We start from the raw sequence: 22774 nt of genomic DNA on the forward strand, positions 1-22774 counted from the left end.
ACATGAGCAGTAGCCTAGCGCCCGGAACGGATCTTTGGGTCTAAAGTTTCCCGCCGGTAAAGTTTGTTATCGAGATGCAATCATTGAAGGACGTCCTAGTGGTTCCGTAATCCACGCCAACATGACATAAGCCCCGATTCACGGCGAACCTGGGCATATGTCAGTTAATTCCCCATCACTGAGCCTTCCGTGCGGGGAGCGCAGGGAACAGATCCCACGAGCCGCTGGCCCGGTGCAGGGGGTATCCAGGCCCCGTCTCGGGGTCTACGTTGGGGCGTATGGGCGAAAAATTCACTTATGAAGGTGGTCCCCGTGATAAAGAACGCAGCGAGGGCGAGGTATCGGACTTCCCGGAGATTCACCCCGGCGGAGAGTACCAATGGTCTGGTTTGGCGCACGGCCAACCGCTAACCGACGAACCTGCTATTGAATCCGATGACGGCGAGCCCGCAACCGTAGTCTGGTACCCGAAAACCGACTAACCCGATCTGTGTGGACTTCTATATGCGCCGTTTCAGCCCTACGTGGGCGGTCCGGTATCCGAGGCGGGCGTAGAAGGCTCGAGCCCGTTCCCTTGCTTCGTCGGTGGTCACCTGCGCCAGTTGCGCGCCGCGCGCGCGCCCGAAATCGTGTGCCCACTCAAGCATCGCCGTGCCCAAGCCATGTGAACGCTCCGCGGCCGCAACTCGCAGTCCCTCGATCTGGAGCCGGGAAGAACCACCGCGGGAAAGACCTGGGATGACGGTCAATTGCATGGTGGCAACGATGCGATCGGCATCGTCGCGGACAACCCCCAGATAGTTGGATTTGTCGCGGACAACCAGGTTGTAGGCCGCCTCGTATCGTTCGAGCTCGACGCACTCGCGGTCGGAACCGAACTGATCATCCGACAGCAGGGCGGCAATGGCCTCGACATCATCGCGACTCGCCCGCTCCAGCCTGAAGGTCCGGCCCGCCACGCGCAGCAGTCCTCGAACCGAGGACCGCGCATCTGCCTGCAAACGAGCGACCAGCAGATCAAGCCATCCGCCGACGTTGGCTCGAGCCTCAACCGTGTCGGGATAGCGGCATCTCAAGTGCAGGCCGGACTCGTCCAGGATGAACCAAAGCATGACGCCGTCGGTGTCGATTGTCGCGCTCACATACTGGGCGTCGAGTCCCACAGAGTCGATTCGTACCGGCAGTCTGCGCAGGTCCAGCCAGGAGATCGCGAACATACCGGGAGCTACAGGCATGCCGCCCCACGGAGCCAGCACGTCCGCGAGCGACCACGAGCCAAGCTGCACAGCCTCTTTAACCGCGGCCGCCGCAGCGCGCGGCTCGGCGACCGCGGACTCAAGTACCGAATTAGTAATGAACCAGCCCACGGAGTCATGCCAGCGATCATCGAATCGGCTATGCACGGGAAAAACGGCTCGCAGCGGGGTTCCCGCCATCTCGCGGGTTACCGCTGTCATCGCCACAACGGCGAGTGCGAGAGTGGAGACACCTTCGTTGCGGGCCTGCGCTGCAAATGCTGCACCGTCGTCGAGGTCGAACACATCGCGCACTTCTACGCGCTCGCGCTGAGGATCGGGCGAGCCCAGGGGCAGCGGGAATCGCGGCATTGCGCCACCGCTGTCCCCGATGATGTCTTCCCATCGGCGACGCACGTGCTCCGGCGCCGCGTTCCGGTCCAGAAGTGCTTGCGTGTGTTCAACAAATGCCGGCGCCGGCCCGGGCAACGGTTCGTGGCCCGCCCTCCCGGCATCGAGCGCCGACAGCAGGTCGCGGGCAATCACCAGCATCGACCACATATCGACGTGGGCGTGGTCGGCAGCAATCACGACCGTGAGGCCAGCGGCAGTCTCCAGCACGCACAGCCGGTGTGAGGGGCGCTGGTATGGCGAACATGCGGCATCGAGAATGTCCCGCACCGCGTCATTGACGGACTGGCCAGGAGACACCTGATGCTCTACCCAGGTTCCAGGAGCAATATCAATCTCGTGAAGCTCCGGATCACCATCCGCACCGGGCACGAAGGCGGTTCGCAGTGTGCCGTGACGGGCGATGACAGCCAGCCAGGCTTCGGCAATTGACTCGCGACGAGTTGGCGTAGGCAGCCGAAAAGACATTGCCATCCAGGAGCCGGGCCGGGAACCCGCTCCCACATGGAGCCTCTGGTCAAAGGACACGGGAAGACGACGGCCGAGCGCCGACACACTGACGTCGTAGCCCCAAAGTCGTCCGAACGGTAGGCGCAGGTGCGTGACGTTGGTCAGCCGCATGGCAGTATCTTATCGCCCCAGATAGCCTGAATGCTCAACGTCGCCGCCCGAGGTGGCGCTGTCAGTCACGAAACGAGGAGCGAGATGCCCACTTTCGAGGTTCCCGGAGCCGAGCTTGCGGTGGCTTTGAGCGACGAAGGTGGACACCCGGTTGTCCAACTGCATGGCCTCACCTCAAGCCGCGCGCACGATCGGGTACTCAACCTCGACCTCGGCCGAGGGCTGAGTGGAACGCGACTGCTGCGGTACGATGCGCGCGGCCATGGCCGGTCGACCGGGCGGAAGGTTCCCGAGGAATATCAATGGCAAAACCTTGCCGACGACCTCCTGCGGCTGCTCGATCACTGGTTCCCGGGCGAACGTGTCCACGGAGTCGGCCCCTCCATGGGTACCGGCGCACTCCTGCACGCCGCTTCCCGCGAGCCAGACCGATTTAGCGGGCTCACGCTCATGGTGCCGCCCACCGCGTGGGAAACCCGGATTGCACAGGCTGCAACCTACCGGAGTGCCGCGGCGCTCATCGAGTCTGTTGGCGTCGAGGCATTCCTCGCCACCACCCGCGGCGCAACTACGCCGCCGGCCACAATCGGTGCGCCGGAGACGCGGCCCGACGTCGACGACGCCCTCCTGCCGTCGGTGTTTCGAGGCGCGGCACTCAGCGATCTTCCTGCTCCTGAGGACGTCGCGCGAATCGACGTACCGACGACAATCCTGGCGTGGGTCGATGATCCGGGCCACCCGCTGTCAACCGCGGAATCCCTTGCAGCACTGCTCCCCCAAGCAACAGTGACGGTGGCCCGCACCCCGGGAGATGTCGAAACCTGGCCCAATATTCTGAGCCAGGATGTCGCCCGCCGGGGCTAAGCGACCAGTCGCTCGACTACTGCTTGCCACTCGTCACACGTTGAAGCGGGAGCCCGGTGGTTAGGCTGGGTGGATGGCGACAGTTATTCTCGTGCGGCACGGCCGCACCACAGCCAATGCCACCGGGCTGCTGGCGGGTCGGGCCGTTGGCGTCAGCCTGGACCAGATCGGGCGCGACCAGGCGGCTCTGACCGGAGACCGGCTCGCGGCCGTGCCCTTGGTCGCGGTGGTGTCGAGCCCTCTTGAGCGTTGTCAGCAGACCGCCCAGCTCATCCTCGATCGGCAGGTTGGAACGCCGTACGCGCCGGTCGATCCCGATCTTACCGAGTGCGATTACGGCCAGTGGCAGGGCCGCACGCTCAGTGATCTCGCGACCGAGGAACTGTGGCCGGTTGTGCAGTCCCAACCGTCCGCCGTCGTCTTTCCCGGCGGTGAATCCATGGCCGCGATGCAGGCACGGTCGGTGGCAGCGATTCGACGCCACGATGCAGCCATCGAAGCCGAGTACGGGCCAGGGGCGGTGTGGGTGGCGGTAAGTCACGGTGACATCATCAAGTCAATCCTTGCCGACGCGCTCGGCATGCACCTTGACCTGTTCCAGCGTATTACCGTAGGCCCCGGATCCGTATCGATCGTGCGCTACGGAGCTAGCCGGCCGAGCGTTTACGCAACCAACACCGACGCGGGTGATCTGTCGTGGCTGTCGAACGGCATCCCCTCCGGCGATGCGCCGGTGGGCGGCGGTGCAGGGCAAAAGGCGCCATGAACCTCATGTGCCTAGAATACTGACATGCCTACACGTGTTCACGAGTTTGCCTGGCCTGATCGGGTCGTCGTCGGCACCATTGGCCTTCCGGGGGCGCGGACGTTCTACCTGCAGGTGCGGGCAGGGACGCAGATCGTGAGTGTCGCCCTTGAGAAACAGCAGTCGGCCCTGCTCGCCGAGAAGATCGACGAAATTCTCGACCAGCTGATCACCGTCGAGGGCAACCCTTTCAGCGTTCCCACGGGTACCCCCATTGAACTTGTCGACAATGACCAGCTCGACGCCGTTCAGGAGCAGTTCCGCACCGGTGCCATGAGCTTGGGTTGGGACCCGACCACGGCCCAGGTCGTACTCGAGGCCTACCCCATCACCGATGTCGATGCTGATGACAACGACGCATCGCTTGATGGGGACGGCGCTAACGAGACCGAAATGCTGCTGGTGCGAATGCCGGTCGGCACCGCCCGCGCATTCGCCAAGCGCACCCGTGAGATCGTGGGCGCCGGGCGTCCGACGTGCCCGCTCTGCGGTTACCCCATAGACGCCGAGGGGCACATCTGCACCCTTCCCGAGGTCTGATGCCAACGCCGGACCTAGTGACCGCCGAGCTGACGCTCACCGGCCGCATCACGACGGCTTCAAACGCTACATTTCTGGGCCGCATCGGCGACGCGGTGGTCGTCTACAAGCCGATAGCAGGCGAAACTCCGCTGTGGGACTTTCCCCACGGCACCCTGGCACACCGGGAGGTGGCCGCATACCTTGTCTCGCAGGCCTTCGGCTGGGACATCGTGCCGCACACGTGGCTGCGCGATGGTCCGATGGGCGAAGGAATGGTGCAGCTCTGGCAAGAGCAAGACCCCACGCAAAACGCCGTGAACCTGGTCGCGACAGACCACCTGCCCGAGACGGGTTGGAAACCCGTTCTCGAGGGACGGGATGAGGACGGACGGATGGTCACCCTCGTTCACGAAGACTCGCCAGCGCTCAGACGCATGGCGGTGTTCGACACGGTCGTCAACAACGCCGACCGCAAAGGCGACCACATTCTTGCCATGACGGACGGACACCGGCACGGCGTGGACCATGGCCTCACCTTCCACCGTGACCACAAGCTGCGCACCGTACTGTGGGGATGGCTGGGAGACCCCCTGACCCCGGAGGAACGCGACGGCATCGATCGCGTCAGCGAAGGACTGCACGGCGAGCTGGGCCGAAACCTGGCGGAATTGCTCAACGCCGAAGAAGTCGCATCGCTCGCCGCGCGCTGCGCCCGGTTGCGCTTGTCAGGGCGGTTTCCGGCTCCGAGCGGTGACATGTCAGCGGTGCCCTGGCCCCTGTTCTAAGGGAATTCGGCCGGCAGGAGAGTTCGGCTTGGGCTGGATTCCGCAGGATTTACCAAGCTTTTCCCCACGTCACCGTAAATCGTCCATTCAGCCGTTGATGTTCGGGCAGACTTATACCGTCTCCCGGCGTTCCCACCCGGCACTCAATCTAGGGACCCATGAAATCACGTTCTACCCGCATCTCCGCGGTGACCCTCGGCCTGCTGCTCTCACTATCCGGCGGCCTTATCGGCGCCACCGCGTCCACCGCCGCTCCGGTTCCTGCGGCAGTGCCGTCCTCCGTCTACTCTGACGCCTTCGCTAAGACGACTTTGGACCTGATGAATGCAGAGCGCGCCAAGGTCGGCGCCCGGCCCCTGGCGTGGAACCAGCGGATCGCTGACGTTTCGCAGGACTGGGCGAACCATCTTGGCGTCGCCACAATGGACCCAGCCTTCGAATTTGCCACCATCCACCGGACTGACGCCGGCGGCTCGCTCATCCCCGCGGACGCCAGCATGTATCGGGAGATCATCGGCTTCAACTTCACGCCGGAACAAATTGTCGGCTGGTGGATTAACTCTCCTAGCCACAAGGCCGCCATGCTGGATCCACGGCTCACCGACGTCGGGCTGGGCTACGTCGTCCCCACCTCCGGACCGTACCAGGGCTGGCACTTAGTAGTCTCCAACCTGGCCGCCTACCCGATGACCAGCCCTCCTGCCGCGCCGGCGTCGAAGTCCCCGATCGGGGCCAAGGCTGCCTCGTACAACGGTTCGATCGGGACCGCGACCAGCCCGGAGGTTTCCGGGCTCAAGTCCGGCGGCTCCTTCCAGTGCTACCAGGTCGGCTGCATCCTGTACTCCCCAGCTTCCGGGGCGCACCTGACTATGGGCGCCATCCGCAGCAAATGGGCTGAAACCGGATTCGAGAACGGGCGCCTGGGCTACCCGGTCACTGACGAAGTGCCGGGACTCCGGAACCGCGGCGTCTACCAGAACTACCAGAACGGGGCCATCATCTGGTCCCCGGCCACGGGTGCCCACATCTCGTTAGGCGGCATCCGCACAGCGTGGGCCGCCACCGGATTCGAGAACGGGCGCCTGGGCTACCCTGTCACTGATGAAGTGCCGGGACTCCGGAAGGGCGGCGTGTACCAGAACTACCAGAACGGGGCCATCATCTGGTCCCCCGCGACCGGTGGCTTCGTCTCCTTCGGCGGGACCCGCACCATCTGGGGCTCCACAGGTTTCGAGAACGGCAGGCTCGGGTACCCGACCAGCAATGAGTACGCGACCGGCCCGGGAGGTGCTGTCGCCCAGAACTACGAGGGCGGCGTGATCCACTGGACGCCGACGGGATGGTGGGTCACCTACATCTAGGCCCGCCTGTAAACGTCTCCTTCGCTTCACCGCAACGGGGGCGATCGGCGCTCACCGGCGGTACGAGAAGCCCCGGTCTATGAGGACTTGAAGCTCCAGCCTTGGGCATTCTCCACGTTCGGGCACAGTTGGAGGTGTTCCTGGTCGAGGCCGCCCCCGGGCCATCTGGGCCTTTAAAGACAGCTGGCTGACCGCCAGCACTGCAGAATTCAGTTCCCGGCGGTAATAAAAGCGGATAGCCGCTAAGAACAGTGTTCTTGGCGGCCTTCGCAGACGTCTCACGAGGGTCAGGAATTAAACATTAAATCTAAACTCCACCACGTCGCCGTCGGCCATGACGTATTCCTTGCCTTCAATACGGACCTTGCCGCGTGACTTGGCCTCGGCCATGGATCCCGCGGCGATGAGGTCATCGAAGGAGACAACTTCGGCCTTGATGAATCCGCGCTGGAAATCCGTGTGGATGACCCCTGCGGCCTGCGGCGCAGTGTCGCCTCGGTGGATCGTCCAGGCTCGTGCTTCTTTCGGACCGGCGGTGAGGTAGGTCTGCAGTCCGAGCGTGTGGAAACCGACGCGTGCCAGCTGGTCGAGGCCGGATTCGTCCTGGCCGTTCATCTCGAGCATCTCGCGGGCTTCTTCCTCGTCCAGTTCGACGAGATCCGATTCCAGCTTGGCGTCAAGGAAAATGCAATCCGCCGGCGCCACCATTGCGCGCAGTTCCTCTTGCTTTTCCGGGTTGCCCAGGATGCCTTCGTCCGAGTTGAAGACGTAGATGAAGGGCTTGGCCGTGAGGAGGCTGAGCTCCTTGAGGTGCTCCATCTCGAGCTTGTCGCTCTTGACCGAGGAGAAGATCGTGTCGCCACGCTCCAGCACGGCCTGGGCAGCCAGGATTGCTGCGAGTTCCGCGGCTTCCCGCTTCTTGATCTTGACTTCTTTTTCGATCCGGGGAATGGCCTTTTCGATCGTCTGGAGATCGGCCAGAATCAGTTCGGTGTTGATGGTCTCGATGTCCGATCGCGGATCGACTTTGCCGTCGACGTGGACAACGTCGGGGTCGTCGAAGACCCGGATGACCTGGGCGATGGCTTCTGCTTCGCGGATGTTCGCGAGGAACTTGTTGCCCAGGCCTTCGCCTTCAGAGGCGCCTTTGACGATTCCCGCGATGTCAACGAACGAGACGACGGCGGGCAGGAGGCGCTGCGATCCGAAGACCTCCGCCAACTTCTGCAGGCGCGTGTCCGGGAGGTTGACGACGCCGACGTTTGGCTCGATGGTGGCGAACGGGTAGTTCGCGGCCAGCACCTGGTTGCGGGTCAGTGCGTTGAAAAGAGTTGATTTGCCGACGTTGGGCAGTCCGACGATGCCAATAGTAAGAGCCACGAGCATTGATTCTACCCGTTGTGTGCCCTTCTCCGCCTTGCGAGGGGGAACCCAGGACCGGATGCCCGGGTGCCGTGAGCCGGCTTCGCTAAATTGTCCGACCCCTATGCCAAGGTTGGAGACATGGATGGTTTTGCAGTAATACTCGCTTTGTTCATGCTTCTTCTCGGAGCGGCCGCCGGGGTGGTGGCTGGCTTCCTCCTGTTCAGGCGCCGCACTGCCGCGCTTGAAGAAGATTTCGACGGCGTCTCCGCCCGGCTTGCCGCGGTGAACGCCCAGTTTGCCGCCGCCGACGCCGAACGGCGGCTTCTGTTGTCACAGAACCGTGAACTGAACGAGTCCAGGAACCAGGATGGCAGTGTGTTGCGCGCCCTTGCCCCTGTTGCCGAGAAGCTGACGGCTGTCCAGCAGCAGGTGTCCCTTCTGGAGCGGGATCGTTTAGAGCAGTACGGCCAGCTTGCCCAGCAGCTCCAGGAAGCCCGGCTCTCCGATGAACAGCTCCTGCGCTCCACCCACGCCCTGGCCTCGGCCCTTAGGTCGAACAGCGCCAGGGGCCAGTGGGGTGAAGTCCAGCTGCGCCGTGTGGTGGAGGCCGCCGGCATGCTGCGTCACGTCGATTTTCACGAACAGGTGCATTCCGCTTCCGCAGACAATGCCATCCGGCCGGATCTCGTGGTCCAATTGCCTGGTGGGAAGCAGCTGGTGGTGGACGCAAAGGTTCCGTTGGCGTCCTACCTCGCTGCCCAAGAACAAGGCAACACCGGGCACCCTGCCGGGAGCGGCGCGCTCTCTGTAGGCAATGGCGCGGATGCTTTGCTCCTCGCACATGCGAAGGCCCTCAAGTCCCACGTGGATGCCTTGGGGTCGAAAAAATACTGGGACATCCCCGGCAACTCGCCCGAGCTGGTGATCTGCTTCCTGCCAGCGGAATCCATCCTGGCCGCTGCGCTCGAAGCGGACCCCGCGCTCCTGGATCACGCCTTGTCCCGGAACGTAGTGCTCGCGTCCCCCGGCACGTTGTTGGCAGTACTTAAGTCCGTCGCCTTCACTTGGCGCCAGGACGTCCTGACGGACAACGCCCGGGAGCTCTTCGAGCTCGCCCGGCAGCTGTACGAACGCATGGGAACCCTCGGTGACAACGTGGGCAAGCTGGGTTCGTCGTTGAAGACCTCGGTGGATCGCTACAACGCACTCGTCGGAACGCTCGAAGCACGCGTTTTGCCGACGGCGCGGAAGCTCAACTCCATGGACACAGACGGCCTGGTGTCGCCGTCCGCAGTGGAAGCAGTGCCGCGGACCCTTGCCGCACCCGAACTGATCGAAGGAGAGTCGGCGGCCTAGGACCGGCCCGGTAGTGGTCCGGGCCCGGCACCCTGTACCGGGCCCGGACTACGAAGTCGGCCGGTTCCCGCGTCCGCCCAAGGCGCGTGTGACGTCTCCGGCTTCTTTGAGGGTGGCGCGCAGTTCCTTCGGCAAGGAGAACAGCAGGTCTTCCTCCGCCGTCACCACCTCTTCAACGGCACCGTAGCCGTAGTCGGCCAGTAAGCGGAGAACGTCCTGGACCAGGACTTCGGGGACGGAAGCGCCGGAGGTGACGCCCACGGTGGCGACGCCTTCGAACCAGCTCTCGTCGACCTCGTTCGCGAAATCGACCCGGTAGGAGGCCTTGGCGCCATACTCGAGCGCCACTTCGACGAGCCGTACGGAGTTGGAAGAATTCGCAGATCCCACCACGATCACGAGGTCAGCCTGCGGGGCAATCTTCTTGATGGCCACTTGGCGGTTGGTGGTGGCATAGCAAATGTCGTCGCTGGGCGGATCCTGCAACGTGGGGAACCGCTCCTTGAGCATCCGGACGGTCTCCATGGTCTCGTCGACGCTCAGGGTGGTCTGCGAAAGCCAGATCGTCTTCTCCGGATTGCGCACCTTGACTTTGTCCACTTCGTGCGGACCATTGATGATCTGGATGTGGTCCGGGGCTTCGCCCGCCGTTCCTTCCACTTCCTCGTGACCGTCATGGCCGATGAGGAGAATGTCGTAATCTTCCTTGGCGAAGCGGACGGCTTCGCGGTGCACCTTCGTGACGAGGGGGCAGGTGGCATCGATGGTGCGCAGGCCACGGTCTTCGGCCGACTGCACGACAGCCGGGGACACGCCATGGGCTGAGAAGATCACGAGGGCGCCTTCGGGTACCTCGTCCGTCTCTTCGACGAAGATGGCACCTTTCTCCTCCAGCGAGGTGACCACGTGCACGTTATGTACGATCTGCTTACGCACGTATACCGGCGGCCCATAGTGTTCCAGTGCCTTCTCCACTGCGATGACTGCGCGGTCGACGCCTGCACAATATCCGCGGGGGGCCGCGAGCAAGACTCGTTTAGGGCCGGAGACCGGAGCGGCGGCCAGCACCTCTTCCGGCGTCCGACGCCTGCGCGGGATAGAGGGCATCGGAATGGAAACTGCTGAGCTGGTCATCCCTCCATGCTACCGGCAGCGTTCGCCCGCATGCTCGGCCTGGCTTTGCGTGAGAAGATCGCACCGAGCAGGCCGAGAAGTGCAAACACTCCCGCGGCAATCCAGGCGATGGTGATCCAACCGGTGAAGTTGTCGACTGAAGCCGCAACCAACTCCCGCGCAAAGAGGCCGCCCGTGGCGGTTCCGCCCAGTCCCGCGTCGCCTGCGCCCTTGAGCACCGTCGTGGCCACTTGCCACAGCGCAGCGACCGCGGCCAATCCCAGTCCGGTGAACAAAAGAAGCGCTCCCCTGCGCCTCGCGGAAAGCAAGCCCAGGGCAAACAGCAGAACCGCGCCGAGGCCGGGAATCCACCACATTGGCGCATACGCGGCGATGGCGTCCACCTGCTGGCGCTGAGCGGGGCCGCCGATGTTGATCAGGGTGGATTCCGGCGTCGCAACGGGGAGGCCGGTTGCCGCGTGCAGCCGGTCACCGGCGAGCTTAACCAGAGGCCCGACGTCGAGCACCAAGGACGTGCCCGCGGCCGAGTTCCCGGGGCCGGCAGTGCCTGCGAAATTCAGTTGGTGGCTCCGGCGTACGGTTTCATCCCACGCTTGCGGGTATTCAGGCCACGTTGACATCGCGGTGGCGGCGTCCTTGAGGAACGAAGCGCCAAGTTGTTCCACTGGCGCCGGTAGATTGATTTTGGATTCAAGGCTTGCGACGGCGGTAGCCGCCAGCCTCGCCTGGAACGCCTGGTCCTTCCCGATCGGGGAGGTGAGCGCCACAAACCCGTCTTCCCGGACGATGTTGGCGTCTGTCCATGCCATAGGGACGGCGATTCCTGTGAGCAGAAGGGCAAAGATCACTGCGATTGCAGAGACGAACGTGCGCAATGGATTCCTCAAGTTTGGAGTGCAGCAGTTCCAGTCGGGGCGACGACGAGTAAATGTCGGTCATGCATGCTACAAGGTATGGATAGAGTTGGAAGCCTGCCACTTAGCAAAGTACCAGCGAGGACGGAACCATGCACCAGCCACCAGCAGGAGGCTACCCGCGTGTCCTATGATGCCGTACCCGGCGGCGCGCCACAGGCGTTGCCGATTTCAGGACTGCCGAACCCGGGAGCCCAGGGCGAAGGGTCCTCCGGAGAAGAATCCACGAAGGCAGAGTCAACCCTGCCCGCGACGGCGTCGGAGACAAGTCCCGACAATCCTTGGCCGCTGCAGCTGCTATCCCGCAAGCTCAAGACCCACATAGAACGGGCCCCGGCTGCGTGGATCGAGGGCCAGGTCATCGAACTCAACCGTCGTGGCGGCAGCGCATTCGTGACGCTGCGGGACACCGACGCCGAAATCTCCTTGCCCGCTTCGCTGTGGTCCAACGTCCTGGACCGCCAGAAGATGCCACTTGAGCGTGGCTCACGCGTCGTAGCGTTGGTGAAACCCGAATTCTGGCTCAAGACCGGTCGGCTCAACATGTCGATCAAGGACATCCGCCCGGTCGGCCTCGGCGATCTCCTCGCGAGAATCGAGCGCTTGCGCCAGGCCCTTGGCGCCGAAGGGCTGTTTTCAGACTCTCGGAAGAAACGGCTACCCCTGCTCCCCCACCGGATCGGGCTCATCACCGGCCGCGATTCCGACGCCAAGAAAGACGTCCTGCGCAACGCGGCGCTTCGCTGGCCCGCCGTCGAATTCGCCGTCCGGGAGGTCGCGGTCCAAGGAGTTACCGCGGTGAGCCAGATCCTGGCTGCGCTCAAGGAACTCGACGCCGATCCGCACGTGGATGTGATCGTGATCGCCCGTGGTGGCGGAGCCCTGGAAGACCTGCTTCCGTTCAGCAACGAAGATCTGGTCCGGGCGGTATCCGCAGCGGCCACCCCTGTGGTCAGCGCGATCGGCCATGAAGCCGACCATCCCATCCTGGACGACGTCGCTGACCTTCGCGCATCCACACCCACCGATGCCGCAAAAAGGATCGTCCCTGATGTCGTCGAGGAATTGGCGAGGGTACGGCAGGCCCGCGAGCAGCTACGTCGCGGCGTTGGACGCCTGGTGGACCGCGAAACGGATCGACTCCACGCCCTAAGATCGCGTCCTGTGCTGGCGTCCCCCGAAGTAATCGTCAAGATACGGGAGGACGATGTCGAACGGCTCCGGAAACATGCCCACACCGCGGTGAGCTCGGCTGTTACCCGCGCACTTGACCAGGTGCACCATCTTCGCGCCCAGGTAAGGGCATTGTCGCCCCAAAAAACGTTGGACCGCGGGTATGCCGTCGTCCAGGTCGCGGGAGCGGATCGGATCGGCCACGACGTCGTCCGGAGCCCTGACCAGGCCCCTGACGGCACGGAGCTGACCCTCCGGTTGGCGGAAGGCCGCCTTGCCGCCGTATCTTCCGGGGCCCCGGCCGCAGCCGGACAACCCAGCAAGCACCAGCAATGAGGACTAAGAAATGACAGCAGAAAACACATCCCCTGCGGCCAAGGGATCCCCTGAGGAGTTGGACACTCTCAGCTATGAGGAAGCCCGCGAGCAGCTCATGGCCGTGGTTGGCCGCCTTGAAGCCGGCGGAGCAAGCCTTGAGGAATCTCTCGCACTCTGGGAACGCGGCGAGGCTTTGGCGAAGCGCTGCGAAGAGTGGCTGGAGGGTGCCCGCAGGAGGCTCGCCGCGGCCCGAAGCAACGGCGAGGACGGCCCGGCGGCCAGCTAGGATTGGACGGCCAGAGCCCGCTCCGCCGGCACGTCAAAGTCTGCTTTCGGCCAGCTCAGGTCCAGCTTGCCGAGGGCCTCGAGGAGAAGCTCCTGGACAGCGATCCTCGCAAACCACTTCTTGTTCGCCGGAACCACATACCAAGGCGCCACGTCGGTTGAGGTCTTCTCGAAGACCCGTTGATAGGCGTCCATATAGGAATCCCAAAACGCGCGTTCCTTGAGATCGTCCGTGCTGTACTTCCAGTGCTTGGACGGGTCATCCAATCGTGCCAGCAGGCGCGCTTTTTGTTCATCACGGCTGATGTTGAGCATGACCTTGACGATCGCCGTACCTTGTTCGGCGAGGCGTGCCTCGAACTCGTTGATGGCCGCATAGCGCCGTTCCAGTTCAGCTTCATTCGCCCAACCGTGCACCCGGTGTATCAGCACGTCCTCGTAGTGGGATCGGTCAAAAACCCCGACGAACCCGGCGTCGGGCACGGCTCTCTCGACCCGCCAGAGGAAATCGTGGGTTTTCTCCTCATCAGTCGGCGCCTTGAACGGTGCAACCTTGACACCTTGGGGATCCATTGATCCGACGACGTGCTCAACGATCCCGCCTTTGCCTGCGGTGTCCATGGCTTGCAGGATCAACAGCACTCGCTTGGAGCTGCCGAATTTTCCCTCGGCAAAGAGCATCTCCTGCAGCACGTCCAAACGACCATCCTGCGCTGCCAGCAAAGCGACGCCGTCAGACTTCTTTCCCTTGTAGCCGGGCGTCGATTCGGGGTCTACTGCGTCCAGCGAGAATCCCGGCCCGGCCTTCAAGATCGTGGATACCTGCTTGGTGAATTCCTTGGTCCCGGCCATTTCGACGTCCCCTCTGGTCCGGCCGCATTCGTCGCGGCTTGCACAACAGGCTAGTTGCCTTGGTACCGCCCGAGGAAGTCCGCCATGCGGCCAATCGCTTCTTCAATATCCTTGACGTTCGGGAGGGTCACCATGCGGAAGTGGTCAGGACGCACCCAGTTGAAGGCCCGACCATGTGAGACGAGGATCTTCTGTTCCTTGAGAAGGTCGAGGACGAACTTCTCGTCGTCGCGGATGTGATAGACCTCGGGGTCCAGCTTCGGAAACAGATAGAGCGCACCCCGGGCCTGCTGTGTGCTGACGCCGGGGATGGCATTAAGCAGATCGTAGGCCTTGTTCCGCTGTTCAAGGAGCCTGCCGCCGGGCAGGATGAGATCGTTGATGCTTTGGTGTCCACCGAGGGCGGTCTGGATGGCATGCTGTGCCGGAACGTTGGCGCACAGACGCATGTTGGCCAGCAGGTTGATGCCCTCGAGGTAGTCTGCGGCGTCTTTCTTGGGACCGGAGATGGCCATCCAACCGGCGCGGTAGCCACACACCCGGTAGGCCTTGGACAATCCGCTGAAGGTCAGGCAGAGCACGTCGTCGCCGGTGAGCCCGGCAAGATTCACGTGGACAGCGTCTTCGTAGAGGATCTTCTCGTAGATCTCATCGGCGAAGACCACAAGGCCATGCTTTTCGGCGAGGGCCACGATCTTCTTGAGGGTCTCCTCCGGGTACACGGCACCCGTGGGGTTGTTGGGGTTGATGACCACGATGCCCTTGGTTTGAGGCGTGATCTTGGATTCCATGTCCTCAAGGTCCGGCTGCCAGCCCGATTCTTCGTCGCACAGATAGTGGACTGGACGGCCGCCGGCCAGAGCCACCGAGGCCGTCCACAGCGGGTAGTCCGGAGTGGGGATGAGAATCTCGTCTCCCACTTCCAGCAAAGCCATGAGCGACATGGTGATGAGTTCGCTGACGCCGTTGCCAAGGTAGATGTCGTCAACGTGGATGTTTTGGATGCCGCGGGTCTGGTAGTACTGCGAGACGGCGGTGCGGGCCGAGAAAATTCCGCGCGAATCGCTGTATCCCTGGGCATGGGGCAGATGGCGGATCATGTCCACCAAGATCGCGTCCGGCGCTTCGAATCCGAACGGTGCCGGGTTTCCGATATTCAGTTTGAGGATGCGGTGACCCTCTGCCTCCATCTGCTGGGCGGCCTGAAGAATCGGTCCACGGATGTCGTAAAGGACATTATGAAGCTTGGTGGACTGCTTGAATTCTGCCATTCATCAAATATGCCATATCGGGGATGTACTTCCGTTGAGACATCACTCACATTAACGACGACGGCGGCGAGGCCCCCAAAAAGGGTTCCTCGCCGCCGTCGTCCTTGGCAGGGGCCTCCGCCGCCTGGGCCCACGCCACCGAGGGGCCCCAATCGAGCTTGCGAGTTTTGGGGAGGTGGCGGGGAGGACTCCAAGGACGAGCGGAGCGAGGCGAGGGAGGCGGTGGGGACTTACTTCACGATCCCTTTGTCCTTGAGCCAAGCGGCCGCAGCGTCCTTGGGATTCTGCTTTTGATTGCCGCTGACTGCGCGGTTGAGGCTGATGAGGTCGTCCGTGGTGAGGATCTTCGAGACGTTGTTGAGTGCTGCCTTCGCCTTGTCCGTCATCTTGGCCATGTTGTACAGCGGGAGGACCTGCTGGGCCTTGAAGTTGTTCTTGGGGTCATCCAAGACCACCAGGGCGTTGTCCTGGATGGACGGCGTGGTGGTGTAGATGTCGGCAACCTGGACGTCGTTGGAGAGCAGCGCCTGCAGTGTGAGGTTGCCACCTCCGTCGCTGAACGGCTTCAGGCCCTTGAGCACGCAGTTGTAGTTGGACTTGAGGCCCGGGAGCCCGTAGGCGCGGGTCTCAAAAGTTGCCGGTGCCGCAATCGTGAAGTCCCCGCAGTTCTTAGCGAGGTCTTCGATGGACTTGAGCTGGTACTTCTCGGCCGTGGCTTTTGTGACAACCATGGCGTCCTTGTCTTCGGCCTTGGCGGGGTCGAGCACTCCCAGGCCCTGTGGAAGCTTCCCGGGCAGCGCCTTGTAGACGTCGTCGGCCGACACCTGTGAGGCATTGGTGTCCAGGTAGGACAACAGGTTGCCGGAATAATCAGGGGCGAGGTCGATCGAACCGTCTTGCACGGCCTTGAAGTAGATCTCGCGGGATCCGATATTGGGCTTCGTCGTAGCCGTGACGCCGGCGGCGTTCAGTGCTCCGGCGTAGATTTCGGCGATGACCTGGCTCTCGGGGAAATCTGCCGAGCCCACGGTGAGCGAGCCACCGGCCCCGGAAGGAGCGTTGGTGGACGGGCTGGACAGCGGGCTGCCGCCACACGCGCTCAGTGCAAGCGCAATGCCGACTCCGGCCGCCAGGCCGCCGAGCCCGCGGCGGGTCAGGGTGACGGGTTGCTTCATGCGGTACCTCCTTGAACGGCAGTCCCCGCTGGTGCGGCGGCTGCGAGATCTCCGGCGGCCTTGTGGCCGCCGTTGGAATCGATGGAAAGTCCGGGCGGGAGGAGGATCCTCTGCGCCATGGCCAGAACGAGGTCGACGACGATTGCCAACGCCGCGATGAGCAGTGACCCGCCGAGCATGCGGGGGAAGTCCTGAAGGACCAATCCGTCAAAAAGATAACGCCCCAGGCCTCCCAGCGGAAGATACGCCACCACGGAAACAGTCGCGATGACCTGGAGGACCGCCGTGCGGATGCCACCGAACATAACCTGAAGTCCGTTGGGCAGCTCTACGCGGAACAGAATCTGCAGTTCTGTCATGCCCATGGCGCGGGCTCCGTCAACCACCGTTGGATCAACGCTGGAAATCCCGGCGTAGGTCCCGGCCAGGAGGGGCGGCACTGTCAAGATGACGAGGGCCCAGACGGGAGGCATGAGACCGCTTCCGGCCAACAGGGCGAAGAGGACAAGCAGTCCGAGGGTCGGGAGGGCCCGCAAGGCGCCGGCGAACGCCACGGCAACCACGCGCCCGTGTCCTGTGTGCCCGATGAAGAGACCCACGGGCACGGCGATGGCCGCGGCAATCACCAGGACCAGCCCGGAATACTGCAGGTGTTCCAGGAGCCTCGTGGCGATTCCGCCGCTTCCTGACCAGTGAGCCGGGTCCGTGAGCCACGCGAGGGTGTCAACGAAGATATTGCTCATCGGCTTGCCTCCGCGTGCATCCTGGCATCTGCGATGAACTCCCCTGCTTTTGCCTCTTGCTTGGCCGTGACGGCACCGGCACGGGTCCAGGGCGTCAGCAGCTTCTCAAGAAGCACCAAGAATGTGTCCATGACGAGGGCCAGCAAGAGGATCGCAATGATGCCGACCACCACCTCGGTGACGAACGCCCGCTGCAGCCCGTCGGTGAACAGCATCCCCAGGTTCCCGACCCCCAGGAGCGCGGCGACGCTCACGAGGGAGATATTGCTGACGGACACCACGCGCAGCCCCGCAAAAAGCACCGGCAAGGAAAGAGGCAGGTCGATTTGCAGGAACCGCGCGGTCGGCTTGAATCCCATGGACACGGCAGCCATCCGGAGGTCGTCGTCCACGGAATCGAAGGCGTCCATGGCAGCCCGAACCAGCAAGGCGACCGCATACATCGTGAGGGCAACCACCACGTTGAGCGGATCCAGGATCCGGGTTCCCAGGATCGGCGGAAGGATGATGAAAAGTGCCAGGGAAGGAATGGTGTACAGCAGGGAACTTGCAGTGGTGACCACGGTCCTGAGGGTACGGTTCCGTCGGGCCAATTGCCCCAAGGGCACCGCGATGAGCAGACCCAAAACCATGGGGATCAGAGCCAGGATAAGGTGCTCGCCGGCCCGCTCAAAGACCATGCCGCTGTTCGCCAGGAACCATTCCATCAGGGGGCGTCCTCCCTGTTGTGCCGGGTCTGTTCGATGAGCGCCAGCACTTCATCGGCTTTGAGGACGCCGGCGAGCCTGCCGTCGTCGTCCACCACCACGCCAAGGCCCGAAGGTGAGGACAGCGCGGCATCCAGGGCCCGGCGGAGCGTATCCCCGCGCCGGAACAAGGAACCTCCGGGAATCAGCCCGGCGCCGTCGCGCGGCGAGGCCCATCCCATAGGCCGGGAGTCGCCGTCGAGCACCAAGGCCCATTCGCTGCTGCCCGCGGCAGCTTGCGGGGCTTCCACCGTCTTGACCGGATGCACCGGAACAGCGTCGGCGCCATTGAAGGCAAGGTGCCGGAAGCCCCTGTCACGGCCCACGAAAGAGGCCACGAAGTCATTGGCGGGTGCCCGGAGGATCTCTTCGGGCGCGGCGTATTGCGCAAGTTTGCCCCCGACGGCGAAGACGGCCACTTTGTCGCCGAGCACGGTGGCCTCATCGATGTCGTGGGTGACGAAGACAATGGTCTTGGCCAGTTCGCGCTGGAGCCGGAGGAGTTCTTGCTGGAGTTCGTCGCGGACCACGGGGTCCACTGCGCTGAAGGGCTCATCCATGAGCAGAACAGGCGGGTCCGCTGCGAGCGCGCGCGCCACGCCGACGCGCTGCTGCTGGCCGCCGGACAATTGGGACGGGTATCGCTTGCCGAGCCCCGAAGCCAGCCCGACGACGTCGAGCAGCTCTTCCGCGCGTTTGCGGGCGGCCGCCCTGGAAACGCCGTTGAGCCGCGGAACGGTGGCAATGTTGTCCAGCACCGAACGGTGCGGCATGAGTCCAGAGGACTGCATGACGTAACCCATAGAGCGGCGCAACTGGGCGGCCGGTTCGTTCGAAACATCCTTGCCGGCCACGGTGATGGTGCCCGAGGTCGGCTCCACCATGCGGTTGATCATCCGCAGGGACGTGGTCTTTCCGCAGCCCGAGGGTCCGACGAACACGGTGATGGCACCCTTTTCGATGGACATGCTCAATCCATCAACAGCGGGTTGCCCACCCTGATACTGCTTGGTGACGCTCTGGAACTCAATCATGGCTTCAGCCATTCCGGGGCTTACCTAACTTTTCGGGCCGCAAATACCAACGATGGAAATCAATCAACAGTGAACTGATGTTCTACAGCCTAACCAGCACCACCGACGATGTCAGCGCAGGCGCGAAGACCGTAATGAATCGGCAATCCTCAGGGCGTCGGCAGTTTTCCGTTGAGGGGCCGCTCACTGTGCAGGCGGAGGCCGATATCGACCAGGGACACCCGGTTCAGTCCGGGAACCTTGCCCAGCGGCACCCAGGCGGCATGGGTGGTGCTGCCGTCGATCTCGTGGGTCAACTCGCCGCCCGTGATGCTTGCCTCGTAGACCAGCCGGATTGCCTGGAAATCACGGTCCGATCCGTCCAGCCGCTCCTCACCCGGCCAGTGGCCGACGTCGATGCCGAGCATCGCTCCGATATCTGCGTCGTATCCGGTTTCCTCCTGGATCTCGCGGCGGCAACCGTCCACAGGATGCTCCCCCAGGTCCAGGCCTCCCCCGGGAAGGGTCCAGCCCTCTTTGCCGTCTTGCTTCCAATAGGCGAGGAGGATTGCTCCGTCGCGGATGACCACTCCGTACGCGGCCGGGCGGGTGTCGAACTGGATGCTCATGGAGCCAGCCTAGGCCTAAGCTGGGAGGAACACTGTTCAGCACATGGAGTTGTATTGTGACCAACTTGGAAACGGCCCCGCCACAGGAAGTCTGCCCCGCCGGACATCCCGGGCAGGGTCCTTTTGTACAGCTTTGGCCGGCCCGCGAAGTTCCCTTGGGCGGCGTCCGCAACATGACGGTCTCCCGCACCCTCCCCCAGCGCGGAATGCCGACGGTAGGAGCCTGGTGCTTCCTGGACAGCTTCGGCCCGGACCGCGTCGCGATGAGCGTTCTCCCCCACCCGCACATGGGACTGCAGACAGTCACGTGGCCCCTCCAGGGCGAGGTGCGGCACCGCGACAGCGTCGGCAGCGACGTCGTGGTCCGTCCCGGACAGTTGAACATCATGACGGCCGGCCGCGGCATTTCGCATTCCGAGTTCGGCGTGCTGCCGGCAGGACTTCACCCTGACGCGCCCGACGGCGGCACCCTCCTGCCGCTGTCCCGGGGCCTCCAGTTGTGGGTCGCTTTGCCCGACGCCGTAAGGCACCGGGCGCCGTCGTTCCAGCAGATCGTCGACCTGCCGGTGGTCGCCGCGGACGGATTCAGGGCCACGGTGCTCGTGGGCGAATTCGCCGGCCAGCGCTCCCCCGCGATCATGTACAGCCCGATTGTCGGCGTCGAAATCTCAGCCTCCGGCCCGATCGAGCTGCCGCTGAACCCTGAATTCGAGCATGCCGTCCTGGTCCTGGACGGCGCAGCGGTGATCGACGGCCAAGAAGTCGACCCGGGCCCCTTGGCCTTCCTCGGCATGGGCCGGGAAGCCCTCCGCCTCGACGCGGCTCCTGGAACCCGCTTCATGCTCCTCGGCGGCGAACCCTTCGAAGAAGACATCCTGATGTGGTGGAACTTCGTGGGCCGCACTCACGAGGAAGTGGAGCAGGCCCGCGAAGACTGGGAAGCCCAGGCGCTCCTCAGCGACGAAGACGCCCGCGCCGCGCGATTCGGCTGGATCCATGGCCACGGGCCCGACGCCGGAACCGAAGCCGGGCGGATCCCCGCACCGCCGATGCCGGGGGTCCAGCTCAAGCCGAGGTCCCGGAACAGGGCTACTGACTAAGGCTCGCGACACCCAAAAAGTTTGGCGACACGCAGCGGGACTCAGGACACCGGTATCCGAGGGTCGCCAGTCCTTCTCCATATCGGCCAGTCATTTGCGCGTCGCCAACGGGTCAGCGCAATGTCCGGCTAAGGAAGCTCCGCGACAATCCGCAGCACACCGAAAACCGGTTCCTGGTCCAGGACCCGCACATCGGTGATCCCGTGCGCAGCCAGTCCTGCCCGGAAAGCTGCCTGCAAGGGCTCGACGTTCATTCCGAGCCCGCCGCCTAGAATCACCGGTCCGGGGAGGCCAAGCTGGCGAACGGCCTGCGCCGCCAGCTCCGCGAGATCCCGTCCTGCCTGGTCCAGCAATTGGCGGCTGATATCGAGCCCCTCGCGGGCGGTCTCCACCACCGCGCTTGCGCGTTGGGCCCAGTACCGCCGGTCGGTGTCCTCCGAATGGAACAGAGCGATGAGTTTGTTGGGATCGTCTAACCCGCAGGACTCCAAGAGTGCCGCTGTGAGACCATCGGGTTCCAGTCCTTTGTTCATCCGCCGGAGGCTGTGACGCACTGCCTCCCGGCCCAGCCAGTAACCGCTTCCCTCATCGCCCAGGAGGAAGCCCCAGCCGCCGGCACGGGCTTCTTCCCCTTCGGCATTCTTTCCCCAGGCCGCGGATCCGGTCCCCGCGATGACAGCCACTCCCGTGCTGGCCCTGCCTGCCGCCAACAGCAGGCGGGAATCGTGGACCACCGTGACCTGCGCGCCCGGAACATGGGGTTCAATCAGCTCGGCGAGGGCGCGGGCATCGGCGTCGGTATCGATTCCGCCCGCCCCGGCGAGGACGCGGTCAACGTCGCCCCCACCGATCATGGCGAAGAGCTCGGCGAGATTCCTGGCCGCCGTCTCCCGGCTGACGTTCTGGACGTTGGAGCTGCCGGTGCTTTCGTCACGGACCGGCTTGCCGTCCTCGAAGCGGACACCGCGGGTCTTCGTGCCGCCGATGTCGAGCCCGATGACCGTTGCGTCGGGCCGGGGGGTCGTGTTTTCTGCAGTCTCCACGTCCAAAAGCCTAGCGTGGGGGCGCCGCGTGGATCTATTGGGTCGAGGATCGCGCTTTGACGAGGCCTGCGAGCAGCCCCGGCCCTTCGGAAAGCACCATTTCGCGGAAAAGCCTGACGGGGTCGGGTTCCTTGCGCCGTTCACGCCAAGCAATCCCTATCTCGCGGTATGCGAGTTCCGAGTCGAGCGATACCTCCACCCACCCCAGGTCCGTGGAATCCAGGACCCCTTGAGGTCCCGGCCCAAGTCCTCCTGGCGGCAGGATGCTGTAGCCCAATCCGGCAGACACGAGCCCGCGGATGGTATGCGAGTCCTGGCTCTCGAAAGCAACCCTTGGGCGAAAGCCCGCATCACGGAAGATCGCGTCGGTCAGCGAACGCAGGCCGAAGCCTGGCCCCATGGAGACGAACGGCTCGTGTCTGAGCTCGGCCAGCCGCACGCCGGCACGCCGGGCCACGGGATGGCGGTGATGGACCACCAGCCGCAATGGCTCGCGGTACAGCGACGCCGAGCCGAGGTTCCTGCCCGGAGCCGCCACGGGTGCCGTCAAGGCGAAGTCGGCGTCACCGGCAACGAGCGATTCAAGGCAGGCGGCACGCGCTCCTTGGCTGAGCTCGAAAGCCGTGGAGGGGTGCCGGCTCCGGAACGCGCTCATGAGCAGGGGCAACGTGGCCTCGCCGAAAGTGTGCTGGAACGTCACCGCGATTCGGCCGCGGACAACATCGGATTCGTGCCGGACCACGTCCAGTCCCGCCTGGAATTCCGCGAGCGCCGCTTCGATGTAGGGAAGGAGCGTTTTCGCAGCCGGGGTCAGGCGGACGCCGCGGCCTTCACGGATAAGGAGCTCGGTCCCGACGACGGCGCTAGCCCGGGCCAGCGCCCGGCTCACCGTCGATTGGGGTACTCCGAGCAGTTCGGCCGTCTCGGTGACATGTTCCGTGCGGCCAAGCTCAGCCAGCAGCGGGAGCAACGGCAGCAGTTGGACCAGTTGCTTGTGTTCGATGTCCATGCGGGTTCACCCTCAAATTGACTATCATCCAAATTCGCTATCAA

At 63.9% G+C, this 22774-nt stretch carries 23 protein-coding genes; 10 read left to right on the forward strand and 13 right to left on the reverse strand.

Annotated features, from left to right (window positions below; all coding sequences use genetic code 11):
• The first annotated feature begins 278 nt into the window (after nucleotides 1-278).
• Nucleotides 279-482, forward strand: coding sequence for a hypothetical protein (locus tag LFT47_RS15380; protein ID WP_236812074.1), 204 nt, complete (start codon nucleotides 279-281; stop codon nucleotides 480-482).
• A gap of 18 nt (nucleotides 483-500) precedes the next feature.
• On the opposite strand, the gene LFT47_RS15385 is transcribed toward LFT47_RS15380, so the two are convergent.
• Complete coding sequence (locus tag LFT47_RS15385) at nucleotides 501-2267, reverse strand: GNAT family N-acetyltransferase (RefSeq protein ID WP_236812076.1); 1767 nt, start codon at nucleotides 2265-2267, stop codon at nucleotides 501-503.
• A gap of 84 nt (nucleotides 2268-2351) precedes the next feature.
• Here LFT47_RS15385 and LFT47_RS15390 point away from each other — a divergent pair, with 84 nt between their 5' ends.
• From LFT47_RS15390 to LFT47_RS15410, 5 genes are all read left to right on the forward strand, one after another.
• Nucleotides 2352-3131 (forward strand): alpha/beta fold hydrolase, encoded by a 780-nt coding sequence (locus tag LFT47_RS15390; protein WP_236812078.1) that lies wholly within the window; start codon nucleotides 2352-2354, stop codon nucleotides 3129-3131.
• Between the two features lie 73 nt (nucleotides 3132-3204).
• Nucleotides 3205-3897, forward strand: a complete 693-nt coding sequence (locus LFT47_RS15395; protein WP_236812081.1) for a histidine phosphatase family protein — start codon at nucleotides 3205-3207, stop codon at nucleotides 3895-3897.
• 24 nt (nucleotides 3898-3921) lie between these two features.
• Nucleotides 3922-4476 carry a DUF3090 domain-containing protein gene (locus LFT47_RS15400; RefSeq protein ID WP_236812083.1) on the forward strand — a complete coding sequence of 185 codons (555 nt, stop codon included), beginning with the start codon at nucleotides 3922-3924 and terminating at the stop codon, nucleotides 4474-4476.
• Nucleotides 4476-5243, forward strand: coding sequence for an SCO1664 family protein (locus LFT47_RS15405; protein ID WP_236812085.1), 768 nt, complete (start codon nucleotides 4476-4478; stop codon nucleotides 5241-5243). The genes LFT47_RS15400 and LFT47_RS15405 overlap by 1 nt, the downstream gene beginning before the upstream one ends.
• Before the next feature lie 158 nt (nucleotides 5244-5401).
• Nucleotides 5402-6604: a CAP domain-containing protein gene (locus LFT47_RS15410; protein ID WP_236812086.1), complete on the forward strand. Its 1203-nt coding sequence runs from the start codon at nucleotides 5402-5404 to the stop codon at nucleotides 6602-6604.
• A 294-nt stretch (nucleotides 6605-6898) separates the two neighbouring features.
• On the opposite strand, the gene ychF is transcribed toward LFT47_RS15410, so the two are convergent.
• A complete protein-coding gene (ychF, locus tag LFT47_RS15415; RefSeq protein WP_236812088.1) occupies nucleotides 6899-7984 on the reverse strand; it encodes a redox-regulated ATPase YchF in 1086 nt (361 codons plus the stop codon).
• Between the two features lie 123 nt (nucleotides 7985-8107).
• Here ychF and LFT47_RS15420 point away from each other — a divergent pair, with 123 nt between their 5' ends.
• Nucleotides 8108-9325: a DNA recombination protein RmuC gene (locus tag LFT47_RS15420; RefSeq protein WP_236812090.1), complete on the forward strand. Its 1218-nt coding sequence runs from the start codon at nucleotides 8108-8110 to the stop codon at nucleotides 9323-9325.
• A 48-nt stretch (nucleotides 9326-9373) separates the two neighbouring features.
• On the opposite strand, the gene LFT47_RS15425 is transcribed toward LFT47_RS15420, so the two are convergent.
• Together LFT47_RS15425 and LFT47_RS15430 are read right to left on the reverse strand one after the other, a co-directional pair.
• On the reverse strand, nucleotides 9374-10459 hold the full coding sequence (locus LFT47_RS15425; protein ID WP_236812092.1) for a 4-hydroxy-3-methylbut-2-enyl diphosphate reductase: 1086 nt from the start codon (nucleotides 10457-10459) through the stop codon (nucleotides 9374-9376).
• Nucleotides 10456-11334, reverse strand: a complete 879-nt coding sequence (locus tag LFT47_RS15430) for a hypothetical protein (protein ID WP_236812095.1) — start codon at nucleotides 11332-11334, stop codon at nucleotides 10456-10458. Before LFT47_RS15430 ends, LFT47_RS15425 begins: the two co-directional genes overlap by 4 nt.
• A 216-nt stretch (nucleotides 11335-11550) precedes the next feature.
• Between LFT47_RS15430 and xseA the strand changes: the two genes are divergently transcribed.
• Together xseA and LFT47_RS15440 are read left to right on the forward strand one after the other, a co-directional pair.
• On the forward strand, nucleotides 11551-12882 hold the full coding sequence (xseA, locus tag LFT47_RS15435; protein WP_236818626.1) for an exodeoxyribonuclease VII large subunit: 1332 nt from the start codon (nucleotides 11551-11553) through the stop codon (nucleotides 12880-12882).
• Nucleotides 12883-12892: 10 nt separating this feature from the next.
• On the forward strand, nucleotides 12893-13150 hold the full coding sequence (locus LFT47_RS15440; RefSeq protein ID WP_236812097.1) for an exodeoxyribonuclease VII small subunit: 258 nt from the start codon (nucleotides 12893-12895) through the stop codon (nucleotides 13148-13150).
• Here the strand turns inward: LFT47_RS15440 and LFT47_RS15445 are convergent.
• The 7 genes from LFT47_RS15445 to LFT47_RS15475 form a co-directional block, all read right to left on the reverse strand.
• A complete protein-coding gene (locus LFT47_RS15445) occupies nucleotides 13147-14001 on the reverse strand; it encodes a polyphosphate kinase 2 family protein (protein WP_236812099.1) in 855 nt (284 codons plus the stop codon). The two genes, LFT47_RS15440 and LFT47_RS15445, sit on opposite strands and share 4 nt — an antisense overlap.
• A 50-nt stretch (nucleotides 14002-14051) precedes the next feature.
• The gene (locus LFT47_RS15450) at nucleotides 14052-15272 is read right to left on the reverse strand and encodes a pyridoxal phosphate-dependent aminotransferase (protein WP_059387460.1); all 1221 of its coding nucleotides are present in this window, start codon (nucleotides 15270-15272) and stop codon (nucleotides 14052-14054) included.
• 230 nt (nucleotides 15273-15502) lie between these two features.
• Nucleotides 15503-16447 (reverse strand): ABC transporter substrate-binding protein, encoded by a 945-nt coding sequence (locus tag LFT47_RS15455; RefSeq protein ID WP_236812101.1) that lies wholly within the window; start codon nucleotides 16445-16447, stop codon nucleotides 15503-15505.
• A complete protein-coding gene (locus LFT47_RS15460; RefSeq protein WP_236812103.1) occupies nucleotides 16444-17190 on the reverse strand; it encodes an ABC transporter permease in 747 nt (248 codons plus the stop codon). The genes LFT47_RS15455 and LFT47_RS15460 overlap by 4 nt, the downstream gene beginning before the upstream one ends.
• On the reverse strand, nucleotides 17187-17897 hold the full coding sequence (locus LFT47_RS15465; RefSeq protein WP_236812105.1) for an ABC transporter permease: 711 nt from the start codon (nucleotides 17895-17897) through the stop codon (nucleotides 17187-17189). Before LFT47_RS15465 ends, LFT47_RS15460 begins: the two co-directional genes overlap by 4 nt.
• Entirely contained in the window at nucleotides 17897-18982 is a 1086-nt protein-coding gene (locus LFT47_RS15470) for an ABC transporter ATP-binding protein (RefSeq protein ID WP_272909587.1), read from the reverse strand. The genes LFT47_RS15465 and LFT47_RS15470 overlap by 1 nt, the downstream gene beginning before the upstream one ends.
• A gap of 137 nt (nucleotides 18983-19119) precedes the next feature.
• A complete protein-coding gene (locus tag LFT47_RS15475; RefSeq protein ID WP_236812107.1) occupies nucleotides 19120-19578 on the reverse strand; it encodes an NUDIX hydrolase in 459 nt (152 codons plus the stop codon).
• 56 nt (nucleotides 19579-19634) lie between these two features.
• Here LFT47_RS15475 and LFT47_RS15480 point away from each other — a divergent pair, with 56 nt between their 5' ends.
• Nucleotides 19635-20678, forward strand: a complete 1044-nt coding sequence (locus tag LFT47_RS15480; RefSeq protein ID WP_236812108.1) for a pirin family protein — start codon at nucleotides 19635-19637, stop codon at nucleotides 20676-20678.
• Nucleotides 20679-20806: 128 nt separating this feature from the next.
• On the opposite strand, the gene LFT47_RS15485 is transcribed toward LFT47_RS15480, so the two are convergent.
• Together LFT47_RS15485 and LFT47_RS15490 are read right to left on the reverse strand one after the other, a co-directional pair.
• Nucleotides 20807-21721, reverse strand: a complete 915-nt coding sequence (locus LFT47_RS15485; protein WP_236812109.1) for an N-acetylglucosamine kinase — start codon at nucleotides 21719-21721, stop codon at nucleotides 20807-20809.
• Nucleotides 21722-21755: 34 nt separating this feature from the next.
• Nucleotides 21756-22730: a LysR substrate-binding domain-containing protein gene (locus tag LFT47_RS15490; protein WP_236812110.1), complete on the reverse strand. Its 975-nt coding sequence runs from the start codon at nucleotides 22728-22730 to the stop codon at nucleotides 21756-21758.
• Nucleotides 22731-22774: the final 44 nt, after the last annotated feature.

This window comes from Arthrobacter sp. FW306-2-2C-D06B (genome assembly GCF_021789175.1).
In the GTDB taxonomy this organism is placed as follows: domain Bacteria; phylum Actinomycetota; class Actinomycetes; order Actinomycetales; family Micrococcaceae; genus Arthrobacter.